The sequence below is a fragment of the Amycolatopsis regifaucium genome, from assembly GCF_001613935.1.
Classification (GTDB): Bacteria; Actinomycetota; Actinomycetes; order Mycobacteriales; family Pseudonocardiaceae; genus Amycolatopsis; species Amycolatopsis regifaucium.
In genome coordinates this window covers 16,463-36,760 of record NZ_LQCI01000004.1, presented here as the reverse complement: position 1 = coordinate 36,760, position 20,298 = coordinate 16,463, and the positions used below count along the sequence as shown (strand labels likewise).

General features: G+C 67.8%; 22 protein-coding genes and 1 other RNA gene. 9 read left to right on the top strand and 14 right to left on the bottom strand.

Going from position 1 to position 20,298, the window contains the following annotated elements:
- Positions 1 to 84 precede the first annotated feature (84 nt).
- On the top strand, positions 85 to 294 hold the full coding sequence (locus AVL48_RS07520; protein ID WP_061981192.1) for a hypothetical protein: 210 nt from the start codon (positions 85 to 87) through the stop codon (positions 292 to 294).
- The gene (locus AVL48_RS07515) at positions 291 to 1,049 is read left to right on the top strand and encodes a hypothetical protein (protein WP_061981191.1); all 759 of its coding nucleotides are present in this window, start codon (positions 291 to 293) and stop codon (positions 1,047 to 1,049) included. The genes AVL48_RS07520 and AVL48_RS07515 overlap by 4 nt, the downstream gene beginning before the upstream one ends.
- A 30-nt stretch (positions 1,050 to 1,079) precedes the next feature.
- Here AVL48_RS07515 and hutI read toward each other — a convergent pair whose 3' ends face one another.
- From hutI to hutH, 5 genes are read right to left on the bottom strand one after another with little or no spacing between them, the layout of a single operon-like run.
- Positions 1,080 to 2,243, bottom strand: coding sequence for an imidazolonepropionase (gene hutI, locus AVL48_RS07510; protein ID WP_061981190.1), 1,164 nt, complete (start codon positions 2,241 to 2,243; stop codon positions 1,080 to 1,082).
- Positions 2,231 to 3,535: a formimidoylglutamate deiminase gene (locus AVL48_RS07505; protein ID WP_061981189.1), complete on the bottom strand. Its 1,305-nt coding sequence runs from the start codon at positions 3,533 to 3,535 to the stop codon at positions 2,231 to 2,233. The genes hutI and AVL48_RS07505 overlap by 13 nt, the downstream gene beginning before the upstream one ends.
- Complete coding sequence (locus AVL48_RS07500) at positions 3,532 to 4,728, bottom strand: allantoate amidohydrolase (protein ID WP_061981188.1); 1,197 nt, start codon at positions 4,726 to 4,728, stop codon at positions 3,532 to 3,534. Before AVL48_RS07500 ends, AVL48_RS07505 begins: the two co-directional genes overlap by 4 nt.
- Entirely contained in the window at positions 4,725 to 6,377 is a 1,653-nt protein-coding gene (gene hutU, locus AVL48_RS07495; protein WP_061981187.1) for a urocanate hydratase, read from the bottom strand. Before hutU ends, AVL48_RS07500 begins: the two co-directional genes overlap by 4 nt.
- Before the next feature lie 4 nt (positions 6,378 to 6,381).
- Positions 6,382 to 7,908: a histidine ammonia-lyase gene (gene hutH / locus AVL48_RS07490; RefSeq protein ID WP_061981186.1), complete on the bottom strand. Its 1,527-nt coding sequence runs from the start codon at positions 7,906 to 7,908 to the stop codon at positions 6,382 to 6,384.
- 177 nt (positions 7,909 to 8,085) lie between these two features.
- Here hutH and AVL48_RS07485 point away from each other — a divergent pair, with 177 nt between their 5' ends.
- On the top strand, positions 8,086 to 8,871 hold the full coding sequence (locus tag AVL48_RS07485; protein ID WP_061981185.1) for an IclR family transcriptional regulator: 786 nt from the start codon (positions 8,086 to 8,088) through the stop codon (positions 8,869 to 8,871).
- Here the strand turns inward: AVL48_RS07485 and AVL48_RS07480 are convergent.
- From AVL48_RS07480 to wzt, 4 genes are all read right to left on the bottom strand, one after another.
- The gene (locus AVL48_RS07480; protein ID WP_061981184.1) at positions 8,859 to 9,074 is read right to left on the bottom strand and encodes a hypothetical protein; all 216 of its coding nucleotides are present in this window, start codon (positions 9,072 to 9,074) and stop codon (positions 8,859 to 8,861) included. The two genes, AVL48_RS07485 and AVL48_RS07480, sit on opposite strands and share 13 nt — an antisense overlap.
- A 135-nt stretch (positions 9,075 to 9,209) precedes the next feature.
- Positions 9,210 to 9,947, bottom strand: a complete 738-nt coding sequence (locus AVL48_RS07475) for an alpha/beta fold hydrolase (RefSeq protein ID WP_063816513.1) — start codon at positions 9,945 to 9,947, stop codon at positions 9,210 to 9,212.
- Positions 9,948 to 10,192: 245 nt separating this feature from the next.
- Positions 10,193 to 10,534 (bottom strand): DUF222 domain-containing protein, encoded by a 342-nt coding sequence (locus AVL48_RS40800; RefSeq protein WP_061981183.1) that lies wholly within the window; start codon positions 10,532 to 10,534, stop codon positions 10,193 to 10,195.
- Positions 10,535 to 10,827: 293 nt separating this feature from the next.
- Complete coding sequence (wzt, locus tag AVL48_RS07465) at positions 10,828 to 11,568, bottom strand: galactan export ABC transporter ATP-binding subunit Wzt/RfbE (RefSeq protein ID WP_061981569.1); 741 nt, start codon at positions 11,566 to 11,568, stop codon at positions 10,828 to 10,830.
- Between the two features lie 95 nt (positions 11,569 to 11,663).
- Here wzt and AVL48_RS07460 point away from each other — a divergent pair, with 95 nt between their 5' ends.
- Positions 11,664 to 12,311, top strand: coding sequence for a TetR/AcrR family transcriptional regulator (locus AVL48_RS07460; protein ID WP_061981568.1), 648 nt, complete (start codon positions 11,664 to 11,666; stop codon positions 12,309 to 12,311).
- Between the two features lie 16 nt (positions 12,312 to 12,327).
- On the opposite strand, the gene ssrA is transcribed toward AVL48_RS07460, so the two are convergent.
- Positions 12,328 to 12,700, bottom strand: a transfer-messenger RNA (tmRNA) gene (gene ssrA, locus AVL48_RS07455).
- Positions 12,701 to 12,852: 152 nt separating this feature from the next.
- Between ssrA and AVL48_RS07450 the strand changes: the two genes are divergently transcribed.
- From AVL48_RS07450 to AVL48_RS07430, 5 genes are all read left to right on the top strand, one after another.
- Positions 12,853 to 13,548 (top strand): sensor domain-containing protein, encoded by a 696-nt coding sequence (locus AVL48_RS07450; RefSeq protein ID WP_061981182.1) that lies wholly within the window; start codon positions 12,853 to 12,855, stop codon positions 13,546 to 13,548.
- On the top strand, positions 13,545 to 14,684 hold the full coding sequence (locus AVL48_RS07445; RefSeq protein ID WP_061981181.1) for a sensor histidine kinase: 1,140 nt from the start codon (positions 13,545 to 13,547) through the stop codon (positions 14,682 to 14,684). Before AVL48_RS07450 ends, AVL48_RS07445 begins: the two co-directional genes overlap by 4 nt.
- A 52-nt stretch (positions 14,685 to 14,736) precedes the next feature.
- Entirely contained in the window at positions 14,737 to 15,378 is a 642-nt protein-coding gene (locus tag AVL48_RS07440; protein WP_061981180.1) for a response regulator transcription factor, read from the top strand.
- Positions 15,379 to 15,510: 132 nt separating this feature from the next.
- Positions 15,511 to 15,762 (top strand): hypothetical protein, encoded by a 252-nt coding sequence (locus tag AVL48_RS07435; RefSeq protein WP_061981179.1) that lies wholly within the window; start codon positions 15,511 to 15,513, stop codon positions 15,760 to 15,762.
- Between the two features lie 93 nt (positions 15,763 to 15,855).
- Entirely contained in the window at positions 15,856 to 17,181 is a 1,326-nt protein-coding gene (locus tag AVL48_RS07430) for an acyltransferase family protein (RefSeq protein WP_061981178.1), read from the top strand.
- Here the strand turns inward: AVL48_RS07430 and AVL48_RS07425 are convergent.
- From AVL48_RS07425 to ftsE, 4 genes are read right to left on the bottom strand one after another with little or no spacing between them, the layout of a single operon-like run.
- Positions 17,171 to 18,067 (bottom strand): amidohydrolase family protein, encoded by an 897-nt coding sequence (locus AVL48_RS07425; RefSeq protein ID WP_061981177.1) that lies wholly within the window; start codon positions 18,065 to 18,067, stop codon positions 17,171 to 17,173. The genes AVL48_RS07430 and AVL48_RS07425 overlap by 11 nt on opposite strands.
- Positions 18,064 to 18,546 carry an SsrA-binding protein SmpB gene (gene smpB, locus AVL48_RS07420; protein ID WP_061981176.1) on the bottom strand — a complete coding sequence of 161 codons (483 nt, stop codon included), beginning with the start codon at positions 18,544 to 18,546 and terminating at the stop codon, positions 18,064 to 18,066. Before smpB ends, AVL48_RS07425 begins: the two co-directional genes overlap by 4 nt.
- Positions 18,547 to 18,598: 52 nt before the next feature.
- On the bottom strand, positions 18,599 to 19,492 hold the full coding sequence (gene ftsX / locus AVL48_RS07415) for a permease-like cell division protein FtsX (RefSeq protein WP_061981175.1): 894 nt from the start codon (positions 19,490 to 19,492) through the stop codon (positions 18,599 to 18,601).
- Between the two features lie 51 nt (positions 19,493 to 19,543).
- A complete protein-coding gene (gene ftsE, locus AVL48_RS07410) occupies positions 19,544 to 20,233 on the bottom strand; it encodes a cell division ATP-binding protein FtsE (RefSeq protein ID WP_005168409.1) in 690 nt (229 codons plus the stop codon).
- Between the last annotated feature and the right edge of the window lie 65 nt (positions 20,234 to 20,298).

The following is a 20,298-nucleotide window of genomic DNA, read 5'->3' as shown; positions in this document are numbered from 1 at the left end:
GCTACAAGCCGTGACCAGCGGTCCGCCATGGACGAAAGTAAAGGTCCCTTGCTCCCCCGGATCCATGAGGCATGATGATCCACCATGGCCGAGCGCACACTCTCCGGTCAGCTAGGCGGTCCTGTCCCGGCAGGCATCGAAGCGCTGGCCGACCACGAGAAACAGGACCTCTCCGACGCGTTGCGCGACGCGCGCCACCGCCAGGCCAAGGCCTTGGCCGAAGCGGGCGAAGAGGGCCTGAAGTACGTACCCGCCCTTCTGCGCGGCACTGTCCGCCGGGTGGTGGGCCTGTGACCACCGAAAACTTCGCTTCGCAGGCGGAGATCCTCAAACTCGCCCGCGTCCTCGGCACCACGCCCGAGCGACTCGCCTACCTCGACCGCGTGGACGCCGCCGAACTGCAGGCGTTCCGCGAACAGGTGACGGACACGCTGTTCGACGCCAACCGCGCCGCCCTCGAGCGGATGGCGATGGCGAGCAAGCTCGTCCCCTCCCCGATTCTGGCGAAGATCGCCGAGAAGGTCTTCGGTCCGCTTCTGTGCGCCCGGATCGCCGGGCTGGTGGACGTCTCCCGGGGAGTCGACGTCGCGAAGCGGCTGAAGCCGCGGTTCCTGGCCGACGTCGCGGCCGAACTGGACCCGCGCCGGGCGAGCGCGATCATCGCCCGGATCCCGCTCGACACCGTCGTCGCGGTCGCCGGGGAGCTGGTGCGCCGAGAAGACTGGATCACCGTCGGCCGGTTCGTCGGCCATCTGCCCGATCCGACGGTGCGGAAGGCTCTCGACGTCATCGGCGACGAAGCGCTGATCCGGATCGCGTTCGTCCTCGACGACAAGAACCGGATCGACCACGTCCTCGGCCTGCTCTCCGAGGGCCGGTTCAGCGGCCTCCTGCGGGTCGCGGCCGCCGACGAGGACCTGTGGCCGCCCGTGCTGGACCTGCTCACCCACCTGAGCGAGAAGCGGATCGAGCAGTGGTCGCACCTGCTCGGCGAAGTCCCGCCCGCCCTGCGCGAGCGCATCGAAGAAACCCTGGGCCAACCCTCCTGATCCCGCCGGGGGAGCAAGGGACCTTTGCTATCACTTTGCGGCGAAACAGCTGGTCAACGCCCTTCCGCAGCGCCACACTCCGGCCGTCAGCGGCACCCCCGGCCGGTACGCGAGGTGCGTGACCGAAGGCGCTTCGAGCACCTGAAGGTCCGCCCGCGCGCCAGGCCGGATCACCCCGACGTCGTCCCTCCGTAAAGCTCGAGCGCCGCCCGCCGTCGCCGACCAGACGGCCTCCTCGATCGTCATCCGCATCTGCAGCACCGCGGTCGTCACGCAGAACGCCATCGACGTCGTGTACGAGCTGCCCGGGTTCGCGTTGCTCGCCAACGCGACCGTCGCCCCGGCGTCCAGCAGCCGTCGCGCCGGAGCCAACGGCTGCCGGGTCGACAGGTCACACGCGGGTAGAAGGGTCGCGACAGTGTCCGAAGCGGCGAGAGCCGCTACGTCCGCTTCGCTCAGGTATGTGCAGTGGTCGACGCTCGCGGCCCCCAGTTCGACGGCGAGCCGCACGCCCGGCCCCTCCCCCAGCTGATTGCCGTGCACCCGCAGCCCGAGACCACGTTCCCGCGCCGCCTTCAGCACCCGTCCGGACTGCGCCTCGTCGAAAGCGCCGGTCTCGCAGAACACGTCCGCCCACCGCACGAGCGGCGCCACGGCGTCGAGCATGTCACCGCAGACCAAGTCCACATAGGACTCCGCGTCCGCACCCGGTGGCACCAGATGCGCGCCGAGAAAGGTGACCTCGTCGGCCACGTCGGTGGCGATCCGCGCCGAACGCACCTCGTCTTCGACGTTCAGCCCGTACCCGGTCTTCGTCTCCAAACAGGTCGTGCCCTGCTTCGCCGCTTCGTCGACATGACGCCGCAGGTTCGCCGCCAGCTGCTCGTCGGAAGCCGCCCGCGTCGCCTCGACGGTGACCGCGATCCCACCTGCGCTGTACGCCTTGCCGGCCATCCGTGCCTCGAACTCGGTCGTCCGGTCCCCGGCGAAGACGAGGTGCGTGTGGCTGTCCACCCAGCCGGGCAGCACCGCGCGGCCCTCGACGTCGATCCGCTCGTCGGAGTCTGGAGCGTCCGCCGCGGCACCCACCCAAGCGATCTTCTCGCCATCGACGACGACGGCCGCGTCGCGGAGTTTGCCCAGCTCGGCGTCGTTCGTGGTGAGCTCGCCGATACCCGTGATCAGGACTGCCACAATGCCTCGATCTCCTTGGCCAAGACCGTTTCCGGCCGGTCGATCAGCTGGTGTGCGCCATCGCGGACGATCTCACGTCCGGCGACCACGACGTTCCGCACGTCCGCCCCGGACGCGGCGAAGACCACCCCGGACGGCTCGATTCCCGCGGTCCGCACCGAATCGAGGTCGACCGTGACGAAGTCCGCGCCCGCCCCCGCGGCCAGCCGGCCGACCTCGTGCCAGCCGATCGCGCCGTGCTCGGTCGCCGCCGCGAGCAGCTCCTCCGCGGTGAACCGGCCGCGCTGCTCACTGGCCAGCCGTTCGTTCAATTCCAGCGCCCTGGTCTCCTCGAACGCGTCGACGACCGCGTTGCTGTCGCTGCCGACGCACAACCGCACACCCGCGTCCAGCAGCGTCCGCGCCGGGCCGATGCCGTCACCGAGATCCCGTTCGGTCGTCGGGCAGAAGCACACGCGACTCTCGGCCTCACCGAGCCGTTCGACGTCGCCCGGCGTCAGGTGCGTCGCGTGCACCGCGGTGAGCCGGTCGCTGAGCACGCCGTTGTCCCAGAGCAACCCCGTCGGAGTCCAGTGGTAAGCCGCCATGCACTGTTCGTTCTCGGCCCGCTGCTCGGAGAGGTGGATGTGCAGCGGCCGATCCGACGGTGTCCCGTTGTCCACTTCGGACAGTTGATCTTCGGGAACCGCGCGCACCGAATGGATCGCACCGCCGACCCGGAAAGTGTCCTGCGCCCGCAATTCGCCGACTCGTTGCGCCCACGCCGTGGCGGACCCGTCGGAGAACCGCCGTTGCACCGCGTCGGGTTCGACGCCGATGCCACCGGCGAGATAGCAGGTGTCGAGCAGGGTGAGCCGGATCCCCGCGTCTGCGGCGGCCTGCCGCAGCGCCTCCCCCATCGCGTTCGGCTCGGCATAAGACTTTCCGCCCGGTGCGTGGTGCAGATAGTGGAACTCGCCGACACTCGTGTACCCGGCCAGCACCATCTCGGCGTAGACACCGCGCGCCAGCCGGTAGTACGAGTCCGGATCGAGCCTGGACGCGAGCGAGTACATCCGCTCGCGCCAGGTCCAGAACGTGCCGCGATCGTGATGCGTCCGGCCCCGCAGCGCGCGATGGAAGGCGTGCGAGTGCCCGTTCGCGAATCCGGGCAGCGTCAGTCCCTTGAGGATGACCCCGGCACGGGGCGCGTTCGCCGCCACGGACGTGATCGCCCCACCATCGACCTCGATCCGGACGGCTTCGGCGATCCCGTCCGGCAACCAGGCCCGCTCACACCAATATGTCGTCATGTCGACAGTTTCTCCAGGACGTCCGCGAGCGCGCGAGCACCGTGGTCGACATCCTCCGCCTCCGAGAACTCCTCCGGAGAATGACTTATGCCGGTGGGATTGCGCACGTAGAGCATCCCGGACGGGACGAACCCGGCGAGGATCGCCGCGTCGTGCCCGGCACCGGTCGGCAGCTCCGGCGGCCCGCCGAGCCAAGTACCCAGGTCACGGCGCAACGCGTCGTCGAAGACCACGTCGTCCGAGTACGACTCCCTGGTGACGTCGACCCGGCAGCCCTCCTGGCCTGCCGCTTCCTCGGCCAGCTTCGCGATCTCCGCGACCAGTTCCGGCGTGTCCGTGCCCGGTACCCGTGCGTCCAGCCACAAGTCCACCGTGGACGCGATGACATTGGTGCCGCCGGGGATCGGCACGAGCCTGCCGACCGTGGCCCTGGCGCCGACCGTCGCCTTCGCCGATTTCTGCACGGCGAGAACGGTCTCGGCCGCCGGGATCATCGGATCGCGACGATCGCCGATCAGCGTGGCACCGGCGTGATTTCCCTGTCCCTGGAAGGAGAACCGCCACCGGCCGTGCGCGATCACCGTATTGCCGACGGCGACCGGCGAGCCGAGGTCGATCAGCCCACGCCCCTGCTCGACGTGCAGTTCGAGGAACCGTCCGATCAGACCGAGTCGCTCGGCATCGCGACCGACCCGTTGGGGGTCGAGACCGGATTTCGCCGCCGCTTCGGCGAACGTGACACCGTCGGGGTCACGCAGGCCCCGCGCCTTGTCCGCGTCGATGGTCCCGGTCAGCAACCGCGAGCCGAGACACGGCACGCCGAACCGGCCGCCCTCCTCTTCGGCGAAGACCACGACGGCGAACGGCTTGGCCGGGCGAAATCCCTTGGCTTGCAAGGTCTCCACCGCGTCGAGCGCGCTCGCGACCCCGAGCGGGCCGTCGAAGGCACCGCCACCGGGCACCGAATCGAGATGGCTGCCCGTGACGACAGCGTCCGGACCGGGCGTGCCCCACCAGGCCCAGATGTTGCCGTTGCGGTCGGTCTCGACGCCCAGTCCCAGCCGTCCCGCGCGCTCGGCGAACCACGCGCGCAACTCCGTTTCGGCCGCGTCGAAGGCGTGGCGCGAGTAGCCGCCGCGCTTCGGGTCGCGGCCGACGTCCGAGATCTCCGCCAGCAGCGAGGACGCGGTCACTCGGCGTCCCGCATCGGCACCCGGACGCCACGCTCGTCGGCGACGTCGGCCGCGCGGTCGTAACCGGCGTCGACGTGCCGGATGACGCCCATGCCCGGGTCGTTGGTGAGCACGCGTTCGAGTTTCCGCGCGGCCAGCGGGGTTCCGTCGGCCACGCTGACCTGACCGGCGTGGATGGAGCGGCCCATGCCGACGCCGCCGCCGTGGTGGATCGACACCCAGCTGGCGCCCGACGAGGTGTTGACCAGCGCGTTGAGCAGCGGCCAGTCGGCGATCGCGTCGGAACCGTCAGCCATGCCCTCGGTCTCGCGGTACGGCGAGGCGACGCTGCCCGAGTCGAGGTGGTCGCGGCCGATGACGACCGGCGCCTTCAACTCGCCGCTGGCGACCATCTCATTGAACCGCAGGCCCGCCAGGTGCCGCTCGCCGTAGCCGAGCCAGCAGATCCGCGCCGGAAGCCCTTGGAAGGCGACGCGTTCGCCTGCCAGTTTGATCCAGCGGGCGAGGGATTCGTTCTCCGGGAACAGGTCCAGCATCGCGCGGTCGGTCGCCGCGATGTCCTCCGGGTCACCGGACAGCGCCGCCCAGCGGAACGGGCCGTTGCCCTCGCAGAACAGCGGCCGGATGTAGGCGGGCACGAAACCCGGGAAGTCGAACGCGCGCTCGCAGCCGCCGAGTTTCGCCTCCCCGCGCAAGGAATTGCCGTAGTCGAAGACCTCGGCGCCCTTGTCGAGGAAGCCGAGCATCGCTTCGACGTGGTCGGCCATCGACTCGCGGGCGCGTTCGGTGAACTCGTCGGGCTTCTTGTCCGCGTAGTCCTGCCACTCGTCGACGCCGACGCCCTTGGGCAGGTAGGAAAGCGGATCGTGCGCGGAGGTCTGGTCGGTGACGATGTCGACCTCGACGCCACGGCGCAGCAGTTCGGGCAGCACCTCGGCGGCGTTGCCGACGACGCCGACGGACAGCGCGCGCTTCTCCTTCTTCGCGGCTTCCACGCGGCGGATCGCGTCGTCGAGGTCGTCGGCGACCTCGTCGAGATAGCGGGTCTCGACGCGGCGGTGGGCGCGCTGCGGGTCGCATTCGATGACGAGCGCGACGCCGTCGTTCATCGTGACGGCCAGCGGCTGCGCGCCGCCCATGCCACCGAGGCCGGCGGTGACGGTGAGCGTGCCCTTGAGGCTGCCTCCGAACCGCTTCTTCGCGACAGCGGCGAAGGTTTCGTAAGTGCCCTGCAGGATTCCCTGCGTGCCGATGTAGATCCAGGACCCCGCGGTCATCTGGCCGTACATGGTCAGGCCCTGCGCCTCCAGGCGGCGGAACTCCGGCCAGGTCGCCCAGTCGCCGACGAGGTTGGAGTTCGCGATGAGCACGCGCGGCGCCCATTCGTGCGTGCGGAACACGCCGACCGGCTTGCCCGACTGGACGAGCAGCGTCTCGTCCTGTTCCAAACTGGTCAGTTCGCGGGTGATCGCGTCGAAACTGGCCCAGTTGCGGGCGGCCTTGCCGGTGCCGCCGTAGACGACCAGGTCGTCGGGGCGCTCGGCGACCTCGGGGTCGAGGTTGTTGTGGAACATCCGCAGGGCGGCTTCGGTCTGCCAGTTCTTCGCGGTGAGCGTGGTGCCTCGGGCGGCACGGACCGTGCGGGACATGGGCTCAGACCTCCAGTTGGGCCGCGGCGAGGACGGCACCCGACGCGACGAGTTCTTCGGCGGCGGCGATCTCCGGCGCCAGATGACGGTCGGGGCCGGGGCCATCGACCTTGGTACGGACCAGCTCCCGGACGCGGCCGGTGACCGGCGACGGGACGAGAGGCGCGCGCATGTCGAGTGCCCGCGCGGCGGTGAGCAGTTCGATGGCGAGGACGGTGTTGAGTCCCTCGACGGCCTTGCGCAGCTTGCGCGCGGCGGACCAGCCCATGGAAACGTGGTCCTCCTGCATGGCGCTGCTCGGGATCGAATCGACCGACGCCGGAACCGCGAGACGCTTGAGTTCGCTGACGATGGCCGCCTGCGTGTACTGGGCGATCATGTGGCCGGAGTCGACACCGGGGTCGAACGCGAGGAACGGCGGCAGGCCGTGCGAGCGCGCCTTGTCGAGCATCCGGTCCGTGCGGCGCTCGGCGATGCTGGCGACGTCCGCGAGCGGGATGGCGAGGAAGTCGAGGACGTACGCGACCGGGGCACCGTGGAAGTTGCCGTTCGACTCGACCCGGCCGTCGGACAACACGACCGGGTTGTCGACCGCGGAGTGAAGCTCACGCTCGGCGACGAGTTCGGCGTGCGTGAGACTGTCGCGCGCGCCTCCGTGCACCTGGGGTGCGCAGCGGAGCGAGTAGGCGTCCTGGACGCGGTTGCAGTCCGGGCCGCGGTGGCTCTCGACGATCTTGGAGTCCTGGAGCGCTGTCCACATGCGCCGGGCGCTCAGCGCCTGCCCAGGGTGCGGGCGCAGGGCCTGGAGGTCCGCCGCGAAGGCGCGATCGGTGCCGAGGAGCGCTTCGACGCTCATCGCCGCCGTGATGTCGGCGGTGTCGAGGAGCTTGCGCAGGTCGGCCGCGGCCAACAGGAGCATGCCGAGCATGCCGTCGGTGCCGTTAGTGAGGGCGAGGCCCTCCTTCTCCGCGAGGACGATTGGCTCGATCCCGGCGTGCTTCAGCGCTTCGCCTGCCGGGACGACTTCGTCCCTGTACGCGACTTCGCCCTCCCCCATCAGCGCGAGCGCGACGGCGGCCAAGGGCGCGAGATCGCCGGAACAGCCAAGAGAGCCGTACTCGTGCACAAGCGGGGTGATTCCGGCGTTGAGCAGGCCCGCAAGCGCTTGCGCCGTTTGCGGGCGAACGCCGGTGTAGCCGCTGGTGAGGGTGCGGAGACGCAGCAGCATCAGTGCGCGCACGACCTCGGTCTCGACGACCGGACCCGCGCCCGCGGCATGGGAGCGGATCAGCGACCGCTGGAGCGCGGTGCGGCTCTCGAGCGGGATGTGCCTGGTGGCGAGCGCACCGAAGCCGGTCGACACGCCGTACGTCGGCGTCTCGGCATGGGCGAGGTTGTCGATGTGCTGACGCGTCGCGGCAAGATTCTTCTCGGCCGCTTCGCTGACCGCGACGGGCGAGTGGTCACGGGCGACCGCGACGACCTGTTCGGGCCGAAGCGGTTCGGTTCCCAGAAGTACGGTTTCCGGCATAGCCCCATTGGATAACGCCATGCCCGCTGGTGGGCGGCCCCAACCGGTGGTTGTGTCTGGTATCCAAGACGCAGCGGAAGAGAGCAAGGGACCTTTGCTATCGCTTGCTGAGCATGCCTAAGTAAGTGATAGCAAAGGTCCCTTGCTCCCCCGGGGTCGCGCGAAGAGGAGGTCGACATGGGCGAAAGCAGCGAAGTACCTGCGCTGCGACGCGGTCTGGGCATCCTTCGCGCGCTCGCCGCGCGGCCCGGGCCGGTGTCCGCGGCCGCGATCGCGCGCGAACTCGGCCTCCCGCGCTCGACGACGTATCACCTGCTCGCCGAACTGGAGGCCGCCGGTTTCGTGGCGCACCTGCCCGCCGAACGTCGCTACGGGCTCGGCATCGCCGCGTTCGAACTCGGCTCGGCCTACCTGCGGCACGAACCACTGGAGAGGCTCGCTGCCCCGTTGCTGCGCAAACTCGCCGACCGCGTCGGGCACACCGCGCATCTCGGCGTATTGCACGGCAACGAGTCGCTTTACCTGGTCAAAGAACGGCCCACGCGGCCGGAAACGCTGGTCACCGAGGTCGGTGTCCGGTTGCCTGGCCAGCTCACGGCGTCGGGCAGGGCGATCCTTCGGCACCTGCCGTCGCCGCATGTACGCGCGCTTTTCCCGGCCGCGTCCGCGTTCGTCTCGCGTACCGGCCGCGGCCCACGCACCCTCGCCGAACTGCGCCGCACGTTGAACGCGGAGGGCAGGCTCGGCTGGGCCGTCGAAGACGGCCACGTCACCGAGGGATTCGCCTCAGTGGCCTGCCCGGTCTTCGACCACGGCGGCCGGCCGATGGCCGCGATCAGCGTGACCCTGCGCCACCTTTGCCCAGGGGCGGAAGGTTGCGAAGAGACTTGGCCTGACCTCGCCGAAGAGGTCCGCTTGACCGCGGCCGAACTGACCACCCGGATCGGAGGTCAGGTGCGCTGAGCGTGCCTTTTCTGGACGCCCTCAAGGCCGAGCATCGCCAGCAGTTCGGCGCAGTCGAGCGCGTCCGAAGAGTGCCCGGCAACGGTCCTTGCGGCCCTGCCGTTCTGCACGGTGAGGCGGATTTCTTCCTCCGCCCGCACACCTGCCATGCGGCTCTGGTCTTCTGCGGGATCGGGACGACTGGAATGCCTAGCCCAGGTCATCTGACACCTTCTTCCGGCCCTCCGGCGACACGGGGTCGGTTCGAAAGAGGGCCATGGTCGGACACACAGCATGACATCCCACCCGGCGACTGTTCCCGGCGCGGGTGAATTGAGACGGAAATGACCTTGGTTTTGCTACTCTCCGTGATCCAAAAAGGTCTCCAGCCGGACATTGAACGGCTCACCTGTATCGGGCACCAAATGCCCCATCCCCGCCACGACGTCGCGGCGCGCGCCGGTTCTGTTCGCGATCTCGTCGGCGATGATTTCGTACTCCCGCCGATGATCGCCGGTGAGCACGAGTATCGGGAATTCCGCTGACGCCAACACATCCAGTGGCAATTCCGCGTCTCCCGGCGGTCGCATCCCGACCAGGGCGCGGGCACCGCGCCGCAACGTCTCCGGCACCGGATCCGGGATCGGCAGTGGCACACCCGCGAGCGGGAAGAACGTCTCGAAGACCTCGCGAGGGTCTTCCAGCGGACCGTCGAGGAATCTCCGCAACTCCGCGTCCCACGCGTCGACCACCTCGTTCCCGCGGACCACTCCGGCCGCGGGCGGCTCGACCACGGTGAGCGACCGGACCATCTCCGGACGCCGGGCGGCCGCCACCATCGCGACGATCGCGCCATAGGACAGGCCGACCAGATGCGCCGGGTCGTCGAGCACCTGCTCCGCGATCAGCCGGGCGTCGACCTCGAAGTCCTGCACGCCGTCCGGCGACCTCCCGTGACCGAGCCGGTCCGGGGCGAGCAGCGTCCACCGCTCGGTCAACGGTCGCTGCGCCCGCCACGCCTCCCGACCGCCGAGCAGGACGCCGTGCACGAGCACGACGCGCGGTCCCGATCCCCACTGATGTACATGAAGCCGCATGCCACGAGGTTATCGCGGAGAATTTGCCGATTCCTGCCCGGAAAGGCGGCCCCGCGGGTCGGCCTATGCCCGGAAGGGCATGGTATTGCGCCTCGGCTCTCCTGAAGGGTCCAGATAGGCGGGCGGAGTGAACTCCGGCAATCCATCTCGCGCGATTTGGACTTTCCATTCGCTGCGGTGGATGAGGCGGTGGTGTTGGTGCGGAGCAGCACGAGGTTGTCTATTTTGGTTTCGCCGTGGTGTCGTCAGAAAATGATGTGATGAGCGGTACAGGGGGGTACGGGCATGTCGCAGCGAGGAAACGCGCACCCACCAACGCGTACTTCTGCGCCAACGACACCGTCCGTTTCGAGCGGCCCGACCAGATCCAGCTGCGTCTCATCCAGATCGCTGATCAAATCCTCGTAAGACATGGTGGCGAGAATGTGGGTGACTTCCCCGGCCTGTCCGGGGAGGTTCCGGTTGGTGGTCTTCAGCCGCACGTAGTCAGTGAAAGCATCCCCGTAGCGTTCGTCTTGGGTGCGGAAGTCCCGAACCCCGTCGATGACCTTACGCGGTTCCGCCATCGGGTCGAGGTCTGACTTCAACCGCGCTTACGTTTCGAGATCCAGCCTGGCTTTAGGATCGCCTTCTACTCAGCACCCAATTGACGCTTCAACACTTCGATTTCCTGCTTCCGGGCACACGGCGTCGCCGTATCCGCACGCCGACACTCTGAGCGCACCGCCTGAGGACTGTTCTCGCTGGCCACGGTCTCAAGAGTACACGCGTTCGAACAGGTGTGCTACCCAATGTGCAACCAAGAAAATGCGCCGAGTAGTAAACTTACGAAGTCGTAGACACCTTCGCGCGCTTCGCAGCCTCAAAGCGAGACCGCCACTCAGAGGCGCCCTTTGTAAGCCGCGAGGACCTCACTCAACGGTCCATGCTTACGTATCCGCCCTTCGTCCATCCACAGCGCGGTCGTGCACAACTCCATCAACAGTTCGTCGGCGTGCAACGCGAACACCAGCAGCCCGGACCGTTGCGCGAGATCCACCAGCCGTTCGCGCGCTTTGGCGAGGAACGCCGAATCGATCGCACCGAGACCTTCGTCGAGGATGAGGATCTCAGGATCGATGGTGGTCACCACGCCGAGTGCGAGCCGCACGCGCATTCCCGCGGAATAGGTCCGCAGCGGCAGGTGCAGATAGTCGCCGAGTTCGGTGAACTCCGCGATGTCGTCGACCTTTTTCTCCATCTGCTTTCGGCCCATGCCGAGAAACAGGCCCCGGATGAGGATGTTCTCGTGGCCGGACACCTCAGGATCCAGGCCGACGCCGAGGTCGAACACGGGCGCGATCCTCCCGACGACGTGCGCGCTACCTCGCGTCGGCTCGTAGATACCGGACAGCAGCCGCAGGAGGGTGGATTTGCCGGCACCGTTGTGTCCGACCAGGCCGACTCGGTCCCCCTCGCGCAGGGACAGGGTGATGTCCCGCAGCGCCTCGATGATCGGGACTTTCGCTTCGGTGCCGATTTTGCCGCCGACCTTGCCGAGCACCTGCTTTTTGAGCGACCTGGTCTTGGCGTCGAAGATCGGGAAGTCGACGTAGGCGCCCCGCACCTCGATGCTCACCATGGTTCCACCCTTCATGTCGGATAATGCGAACGAAAGTTATCATTCGCATTAGGCCGAGGATCTCGCGCCCCGCGACAGGAGGTAACGTGCGGCCGGTGAGTCAGCAGTCCGCCGAGCAGGGGTTCCGCCCGCCCCAACAAGCTCGTAGCCGCGCCTCCCTGCAGAAGGTGCTGGCCGCCGCCGAGCACGTCCTGGCAGAAGGAGGCATCGAGGAATTCACCATCGCGGCGGTCGCCGAGCAGGCGGGCATGTCGGTGGGTGCGATCTATCGCCGTTTCGCGGGCAAGGAACAGCTGCTGTACGCCGTCAAGGACCAGTTGCTCGGCCAGCTGGAAGCCACCGTCAGCGAAGCGCTTCGCTCATCGGCACCCACACTGAGCGAGCTCGTCGGCGCGTTCACCCACGCGCTCGCACGCACCTTCACCCACCACGGCCGGATCTTCCCCGAGCTACTCGACGGCCAGCGCGCCGACGGGCGCGAACGCGGCCTGGAAGCCCTGGCCGCGGTCCAGCGAGCCCTTCTCGAAGCCGCGCATCCCTGCATCGAGGAGATCCATCGGCGGGACCCCGCCCTGGCCATCCGGATGGCGGCTCGCACCATCATCGGCTCCTGCGTGCACCGGGCCGCCACCTGCCGGTTCTGGTCCGACGACCTCTCCTGGACCACGTGGGCGACCGAAACGACCGAGATGACGCTCGCCTACCTCACGGTAAAAGAGAAGCGGCCCCACCCCGAGGGGTAGGGCCGCTTCAGCCGTCCAGTGGAGGTGCCGGGAATTGAACCCGGGTCCTCTGGCGTATCACCAGGGCTTCTCCGTGCGCAGTCCGCTATGTCTCTACTTGGCCCCTTCAGTCACGCGAACAAGCTGAAGTGACGAGCCCAGCCACTGTTTGTTTCCCAACCACACCCCGTAGCCGAGTGTGGCGGTAAGCCTCCTAGCTGATGCCGGTGACCGGGTCGGAGGCGACCCCGGACCGACAGAGTTGCTCTACTGCTTAGGCAGCAAGAGCGAACTCGCGCTGGCTCTTAGGCTCGGCGCTTATTGGTTTGCGATGACGCTTACGGTGGTCTCTCGCCTGCACCGGCACGCTTCTCCTGATTCAACGTCCAAAGTCGAAACCGTTCACCCCCTTGTAGGGACCTGTCCATCATAACGCGGACGGCAACCGGGTTATTTCCGGCGGTGGGGCTAGCCCCACCTGCGAGATGCCCGCGCACACCATGTCGTCCGGTCCCTCCGGAGGACGATGCTTGTTCCATCGACCTCGGAAGGGAGCACGACCATGAGTTCGCTAGCGGCCGAGCGGGAGCTGAGCAGGTCCGATCCGTCGTTCGGCGGCTCACTGGCCTACCTGCTGATGAACCTGCCGATGGGCGTGCTGGCCTTCGCGCTCCTGATGTCGTTCTTCTGGCTGGGCGTCGGGACGGTGATCATCTGGATCGGGGTGCCCATCCTCGCGCTGGTGATCCTGTCGGTCCGCGGGGCCGCCCGCATGGAACGCGCCAGGGTGTACGCGCTGCTCGACCGCTACATCGACCTGCCGTACCTCCCGCTGCCCGAGGCGGGCCAGTCCGTGCGTTGGAAGGCGCGGTTGAAGGACACCTCCACCTGGCGTGACCTGAGCTATTTCTTCCTGCTCTTCCCGCTCGGCATCGTCGAGTTCGTGCTGGTCACGGCGTTCTGGTCGACCAGTCTCGGCCTTGCGGGGCTGCCGATTCACTACCGCTTCCTCCCGGGCGGCGAGTACCGCTTCCCCACCTGGGAGGTGCCGTGGTTCACCGTCGACTCGACGGTCTCGGCGTTGCCATGGGCGGCTCTCGGCGTGCTCTGCATCGCGCTCTCGGTAGCGTTGACGAAAGCGTTGGCGGGGATGCACGCCCGGCTGGCGACGGCGTTGCTCGGGCCGACCCACGCCCAGCGCCGCCGCTTGGAGGAGTCCTGGGGCGAGGTTTCGACGATGAGCACGGTGAACGGATGACGATCGACCAGCAGGTGCGGCCCGTCGAGATCCCGCGCCCGAGACCACTGAAATCGATCGTCTACATGATCGTCAGCTGGTTCTTCCGGACCCTCCAGTTCATTTTGATCGTCGTCGGTTTCGCGGTCGGCATCGCGACCGCGGTGGTGTGGATCGGCTTCCCGATCCTCATGGCCACCACCAGCTTCATCCGCTGGTCCGCCGACCGCGAGCGTGGCTGGGCGCGGAAGATGCTCGGTACGCCACTGGAGCCGGTCGAACGGCTGCCGGTGGAGGGTCTTTCGCTGGTCAAGCGCTGGTTGACCAGGCTGACCGATCCGACCACCTGGCGCGACCTCGCCTACCTGATGCTGGCGTTCCCCCTGGCCTGCGTGGAACTTCCGATCGCGCTCGCGTCCATCGTGCTGCTGCCGATGGCGCTCTGGGTGACCCCGTGGCTCGCCTGGCTGCACGGCAATCTGGCGTTCTCCTTCCTCGGCCCGAACCGCACCCAGCGGCTGGAGCAGAAGGCGGAACACCTGCAGGCGTCACGGGCGCGCGGTGTCGATGCCGCCGAAGCCGAACGTCGCCGTATCGAACGGGACCTGCACGACGGCGCGCAGCAGCGCCTGGTCGCCGTCGCGATGAGCCTCGGCCGCGCGAAGTCGAAGTTCGACCATGACCCGGCCGCGGTGCGTGAACTGATCGACGAAGCGCACCTCGACGCGAAGCTCGCGGTGTCCGAACTGCGCGACCTCGCCAGGGGCATCTACCCGGCCGTGCTCGGCGACCGCGGCCTCGACGCCGCCCTGTCCGCGCAGGCCGCGAAGTCGCCGATCCACGTCGACGTCGAGGTGGACGTCGAACCGCGGCCGCCCGCCGCGGTCGAAACGACGGCGTACTTCATCGTCGGCGAGACACTGACGAACATCGCGAAGCACTCGGGCGCGACCGAAGCGGGTGTGAAGGTGTGGCGCACCGACTCGATGGTGATCGTCGAGATCACCGACAACGGGCACGGCGGCGCCGAGGTCCGGCCCGGTGGCGGACTCGCCGGGCTCGCCGACCGGGCGGCCACGATCGACGGCGTGATCACCGTCGTCAGCCCGGTCGGCGGTCCCACGGTCATTCGTGCGGACCTGCCGTGTCAATGGTGACCGGCTCGTGAGTGAATAGGCCCTGCCGTTCACTCACGACGCTGGGGGCAGGATGCGGGTTGTCATCGCCGAAGACGCGGTTCTGTTGCGCGAGGGGGTGATCCGTCTGCTCGCCGACGAGAACATCGAGACCGTCGCGGCCGTGGACAACGGTGACGATCTGCTGGGCGCGGTCAAGGAGCACCGGCCGGATCTCGCGATCGTCGACGTCCGGATGCCGCCCACCTTCACCGACGAAGGCCTGCGCGCGGCGCTGGGCGCCCGTGACGCCATCCCGGGGCTGCCGGTCCTGGTGCTTTCGCAGTACGTCGAAGAGAGTTACGCCGTCGAACTGCTCTCCGGTGGCGCCGGCGGCGTCGGCTACCTGCTCAAAGAGCGCGTCGCGGACGTCGGGGACTTCGTCGACGCGGTGAAGCGGGTCGCCGGCGGCGGTACGGCCATCGACCCCGACGTCATCGCCCAGCTGATGGCGCGAGGCCGCAAGAACCCCCTCGATTCCCTGACCGCCCGCGAGTCCGAGGTCTTGGGGCTGATGGCGCAGGGCCTGTCGAATACCGCGATCGCGAACTCGCTCGTCGTCTCGCACGGCGCCGTCGAAAAGCACATCGGCAACATCTTCTCGAAGCTCGGTCTCGAAGCGAGTTCGGTGGAACACCGCCGGGTCCGCGCGGTTCTCACCTATCTAGGACGCTGACCCGCACAAAGAGAGCAAGGGACCTTTGCTATCGCCTCTCGACGACGCTGAAGTAGCTCTTGGTGGCGAGGCCGTCACTCACCTAACATTGGCAGACTGTTGGTGAGCGACGAACCGAACCGAGGAGGACCCATGACCGACCGGCCCTCCCACAGCGTCCGCTTCTTCGGTGGTCCGCTCGACGGACGTGTCCAGGAACTCGGTGACACCGAGCCGATCGCGGGCACCGTCCTCAAGCACGTCCATCTGCACGACGGGCCGAAGATCGAGACCCGCTACGAACTCGGCCTCGCCGAGAACGATCGCTGGGAGTTCCGCCTGTGCGCCGCCCCAATCCCGGAGCCCGCGCCACGGCCGGAGCCGGAACCCGACGGCGTGGGGTAGGGAAAACTCCACCTTCGAGGGGCGAAAACAGGAAGGCGGATACGGCGGCCCGCACCGCTGTTTCCGAAGCCCGGAAACACCAGGCTTCTTGGCATGCACACGAGCCAGAAGCGGGGCCGGGACCGGTTCCTCGACATCGTCCGAGCGGTCGCGATCCTCGCGGTCGTCGTTCAGCACTGGGGCATGCCGGTGCTTTCCTATTCCGACGGCCACCTCTCCACCGGAAACGCCCTCGCGACGCCCGGCTGGTGGGTCATGACCTGGGCCTCGCAAGTGATGCCGCTCGTCTTCTTCGCCGGTGGCGCGGCGAATCTGATCTCGTTCACCCGGGCGGAAAGCTCCCGCTCCTGGCTCGCGGCCCGCCTCAAGCGGCTGATGCTCCCGGTGCTGCCGCTCGTGGCCGTCTGGCTCTTCGTCCCGGACATCCTGCGTGGCATGGGCATCCCGGAGCAGCCGCTGCAGGTCGGCGGCGCGATCGCCGCGCAACTGCTGTGGTTCCTGGCCGTCTACGTGCTCACCGTGCTGCTCACCCCGCTGATGGTCGCGGCACATCGCCGCTGGGGCCTCAAGGTCCCGTTCGTGATGCTCGCCGCCGCCGTCCTCGTCGACATCGCCCGCTTCAACGACCTCGGCCTGATCGGTTTCGCGAACGCGATCTTCGTCTGGGTCGCCGTGCACCAGCTCGGTTTCCACTACACGCAAGGCCGTCTCGGCTCGATCGGCCGCAACGCCGCACTGGGCATGGCGGGCGCGGGCTTCGGCATCACCGCGCTGATGGTCGCCTTCGGCCCCTACCCGGCCAGCATGATCGGCATGCCGGGCGCTCCGGTGTCGAACATGAGCCCGCCAACCGTGCTGCTGGCCTTCCTCGCGATCGGCCAAATCGGTCTCCTGCTGGCCTTCAAGCCGCAGCTGAACGCGCTGGCCGCGCGCCCGAACCTCGACGCCGCCCTGAAGTGGATCGGCCCGCGGTTCATGAGCGTCTACCTGTGGCACATGCCGGCGCTGATCGTCGTCTCCGGTGTCGCCGTCTACGGCCTCGGTTACTCGACGCCCGAACCGGGTTCCGTGCTGTGGCTGACGATGGTCCCGGCTTGGCTCGGCGCCTGCGGACTGGTGCTCCTCGGTCTCCTGCGGCTCTTCGCCCGCTTCGAAACGCAGAGCTCCGGCCCCGCGTCGACCGCGCACACTCCTCAGCTCGTCCTGGCCGGCCTGGCGATCTCCGGCGGCCTGCTGGGACTGGCCGCGCACGGTTTCGCCCCGCTGAGCGACGGTCTCGCGCAGGGACCGGTGCCGTGGGTGGCACTGGCGACCGGCGGTTTTTACCTGGCGGGCAAGCAGATCCCGGTCTCGGAGCTGGGGACGCGGCTGCTCGGCCGCGCCGTCTCGGTCACCGAGCTGGCGCAGCTCAAACGCTGAGCAGCTTCGCGGGGGTGTCGTGCAACACCGCCCGCAGGAACGGCTCACCCAGGCGATCGTCGGCGGCCCAGCCGGCGATCGCCTGCAGCTGGGTGGCGTAGGAGTACGGGATGTTGGGGAAATCCGTGCCGAGAACGACGCGATCGGGAAACTCCGCCAACAGGTCCGTCCAGTCCGGCGGAAGCGGGTTGCCGCGCAGGGTGAACTCCACCCCGACCATCGTGGTGTCGAGGTACACGCGCGGATACTTCCCGGCCAGCTCGAACGCGAAGTCGATCTCCGGCATACCGGCGTGCGCCAGTACCAGCGTCAACTCCGGATGCCGCACCAGAATCTCTTCGAACAACCGTAGCCCGGTGAAGGCGCCCTTCAGCGGACCGTGTCCACAGTGGACGACAACCGGAACGCCCGCGTCGGCCAGCGCGCCCCAGACGCCGTCCAGCAGTTCGTCACGGGGGTCGTAGGCGCCGACCTGGACGTGCGCCTTGAAACAGCGGGCGCCCGCGCGCAGTGCTCCATCCACAACGGACACCGCAGAGGGCTCGGGATAGAACGTCCCCGTCGCCACGGCGTCCGGGACCCGCTCGGCGAATTCCAGCGCCCAGGACGTCAGCCATTCGGCCATCCCGGGTTTGTGCGGATAGACCAGCGGCGCGAACTTGCGCACACCGAACGAACGCAGAGTTTCGATCCGGTCCTCTTCCGAAGTGCGGTAGTGCACCGGCCAGGCCGTGCCGTAGTGCTCCTCGGCCTGGTCGAAGTAGGCCCACACCTTGTCCATGACCGGCTTCGGCAGGAAATGGAGGTGGATGTCCACGAGCCCGTCGATGCCCAACGCCGAGATCCAATCAGGGATCTCGGCGTCCGAGGCGGGCCCGTGGATCAATCGTTGTACCGGCCCTTCAGCGCCCGGCCCAAGGCCCGGCTGATGGTGCGCTCAGCGTCACGCTTGGAGATGTCCTGCCGCTTGTCGTAGGACTTCTTGCCCTTGGCCAGGGCGATCTCGACCTTGACCTTGCCGTCCTTGAAGTACATCGACAGCGGGACCAGCGAAAGACCGCTCTCCTTGGTCTTGCCGATGAGCCGCTCGATCTCCTGACGGTGCAGCAGCAGTTTCCGGGTACGCCGCGGCGTGTGGTTCGTCCAGGTGCCCTGCACGTACTCCGGGATGTGCACGTTGCGCAGCCAGACCTCGCCGTCGTCCACGGTGGCGAACGCGTCTGCCAGTGATGCCCGTCCCTCACGCAGGCTCTTCACCTCGGTACCGACGAGCACGAGACCGGCTTCGTAGGTGTCGAGGATGGAGTAATCGTGGCGAGCCTTGCGGTTCGACACGATCACCTTGTGTCCACGTTCCTTGGGCATAGCGGCGACTCTACGTGAGTTTCTGTGTTCGAGCAGGTGGTTATCGGACGGATCAGTGGCGCACGTACAGGCGCAGCGTCACATACCCGGTGATCGCCGAGATGATCACCGAGACGGCGAGCAGGATCGGCGCCACCGGGAACAGCAATTCGAGCATGCTGATCGCCGGGAACACGTCCCCGGTCAGCACGAGGTCGAGCAGGAACACCTTGGTGAGGATCAGGAAGACGATCCCGATGAGGGCACCGACAAGGCCGGCGACCACCGCCTCCAAGAGGAACGGCAGCTGCGTGTACCAGCGGGTGGCGCCGACCAGGCGCATGATGCCGACCTCGGTGCGCCGGGTGAACGCCGACACCTGGATCGTGTTGGCGATCAGCAGCAGCGCCGCCAGCGCCATGATCACCGCGGCGCCGAAGGCGAGGTTCCGGACGGCGTTGAGCGCGTTGAACACGCGATCGAGCGCCTTCTGCTGGTCGTCGACCTTGCTGACGCCCGGTTTGCCGGTGTACTCCTGGATGATCGCCTGGCTGCGCTCCGGGTTTTTCAGCTTGACGTGCAGCGAAGCGGGCAGCGCGTCCGGGCCGGTGAGCGCGAGCAGTTCCGGCTGGCTTTCGAACATCTTCTTGAACCGCTCGAACGCCTGCGCGCGGTTCTCGTATACGACGGACTCGACACCCTCGTTGCGCTGCAACTCCTGGCGCAGCGACTGGCACGCCGACTGCGAGCAGTTCGGGTCACCCGCGCTGATGTCGTTGACCAGATAGACCGAGACCTCGACGTCGGAGAGGAAGTTGGCCTTCATCTTGTCGATCGTGCCGACGGCCAGCAGGCCGATGCCGAGCATGGCGAGGGAGACCGCGGTGGTGAGGATCATCGCGATGGTCATCGTGACGTTCCGGCGCAAGCCGGTGACTACCTCGCTGAAGACGAAACTGGCGCGCATCGGGGTTGATGTCCCTTGGAAGTCGTGGGTAACGGAGGAGGGCTGGGCCGGTCAGCGGCCGATGCCGTAGACGCCTCGGGCGTCGTCACGGATGACCTTGCCGAGCTGGAGTTCGACGACCCTCCGCCGCATCGAGTCCACGATCGAATGGTCGTGGGTGGCCATCAGCACCGTCGTGCCGGTGCGGTTGATCCGCTCCAGCAGCAACATGATGTCCTGGCTGGTGTCGGGGTCCAGGTTCCCGGTCGGCTCGTCGGCGAGCAGCACGAGCGGGCGGTTCACGAACGCGCGGGCGATCGCGACGCGCTGCTGCTCACCACCGGAGAGTTCGTTGGGCAGGCGGTCGGCCTTGCCGTCGAGGCCGACGAGCTCGAGCACCTCGGGCACGACCTTGCGGATCGTCGGGCGCGGCTTGCCGATCACTTCGAGCGCGAAGGCGACGTTCTCGGCGACGGTCTTGTTCGACAGCAGTCGGAAGTCCTGGAAGACGCAGCCGATGGTCTGCCGCAAGCGCGGCACCCGGCGGCGGGCGAGCTTGGCGACGTCGAAGTTGGAGACCATGACGCGACCCTTGCTCGGCACCTCTTCGCGCAGCAGGAGGCGCAGGAAGGTCGACTTCCCGGATCCCGAGGGACCGATCAGGAAGACGAACTCACCTTTGTCGATCTCGACCGACACCCTTTCGAGGGCGGGACGGGTCGAGGTCTTGTAGACCTTGGAAACCTCTTCGAGCCGGATCACGGTTCGGCATACTACCCATGCCGCCCGTCAAGCCCGGGTAGCCCGGTCCCGGCGGCCAAGCGAGC

Bases quoted from the DNA above. Each gene is read 5' to 3' on its own strand.
- AVL48_RS07520 (WP_061981192.1), top strand. From the start codon at position 85: ATGGCCGAGCGCACACTCTCCGGTCAGCTAGGCGGTCCTGTCCCGGCA.
- AVL48_RS07505 (WP_061981189.1), bottom strand. From the start codon at position 3,535: ATGACGACATATTGGTGTGAGCGGGCCTGGTTGCCGGACGGGATCGCC.
- hutU (WP_061981187.1), bottom strand. From the start codon at position 6,377: ATGTCCCGCACGGTCCGTGCCGCCCGAGGCACCACGCTCACCGCGAAG.
- hutH (WP_061981186.1), bottom strand. From the start codon at position 7,908: ATGCCGGAAACCGTACTTCTGGGAACCGAACCGCTTCGGCCCGAACAG.
- AVL48_RS07485 (WP_061981185.1), top strand. From the start codon at position 8,086: ATGGGCGAAAGCAGCGAAGTACCTGCGCTGCGACGCGGTCTGGGCATC.
- AVL48_RS07480 (WP_061981184.1), bottom strand. From the start codon at position 9,074: ATGACCTGGGCTAGGCATTCCAGTCGTCCCGATCCCGCAGAAGACCAG.
- AVL48_RS07475 (WP_063816513.1), bottom strand. From the start codon at position 9,947: ATGCGGCTTCATGTACATCAGTGGGGATCGGGACCGCGCGTCGTGCTC.
- wzt (WP_061981569.1), bottom strand. From the start codon at position 11,568: ATGGTGAGCATCGAGGTGCGGGGCGCCTACGTCGACTTCCCGATCTTC.
- AVL48_RS07450 (WP_061981182.1), top strand. From the start codon at position 12,853: ATGAGTTCGCTAGCGGCCGAGCGGGAGCTGAGCAGGTCCGATCCGTCG.
- AVL48_RS07445 (WP_061981181.1), top strand. From the start codon at position 13,545: ATGACGATCGACCAGCAGGTGCGGCCCGTCGAGATCCCGCGCCCGAGA.
- AVL48_RS07440 (WP_061981180.1), top strand. From the start codon at position 14,737: ATGCGGGTTGTCATCGCCGAAGACGCGGTTCTGTTGCGCGAGGGGGTG.
- AVL48_RS07435 (WP_061981179.1), top strand. From the start codon at position 15,511: ATGACCGACCGGCCCTCCCACAGCGTCCGCTTCTTCGGTGGTCCGCTC.
- AVL48_RS07430 (WP_061981178.1), top strand. From the start codon at position 15,856: ATGCACACGAGCCAGAAGCGGGGCCGGGACCGGTTCCTCGACATCGTC.
- smpB (WP_061981176.1), bottom strand. From the start codon at position 18,546: ATGCCCAAGGAACGTGGACACAAGGTGATCGTGTCGAACCGCAAGGCT.
- ftsX (WP_061981175.1), bottom strand. From the start codon at position 19,492: ATGCGCGCCAGTTTCGTCTTCAGCGAGGTAGTCACCGGCTTGCGCCGG.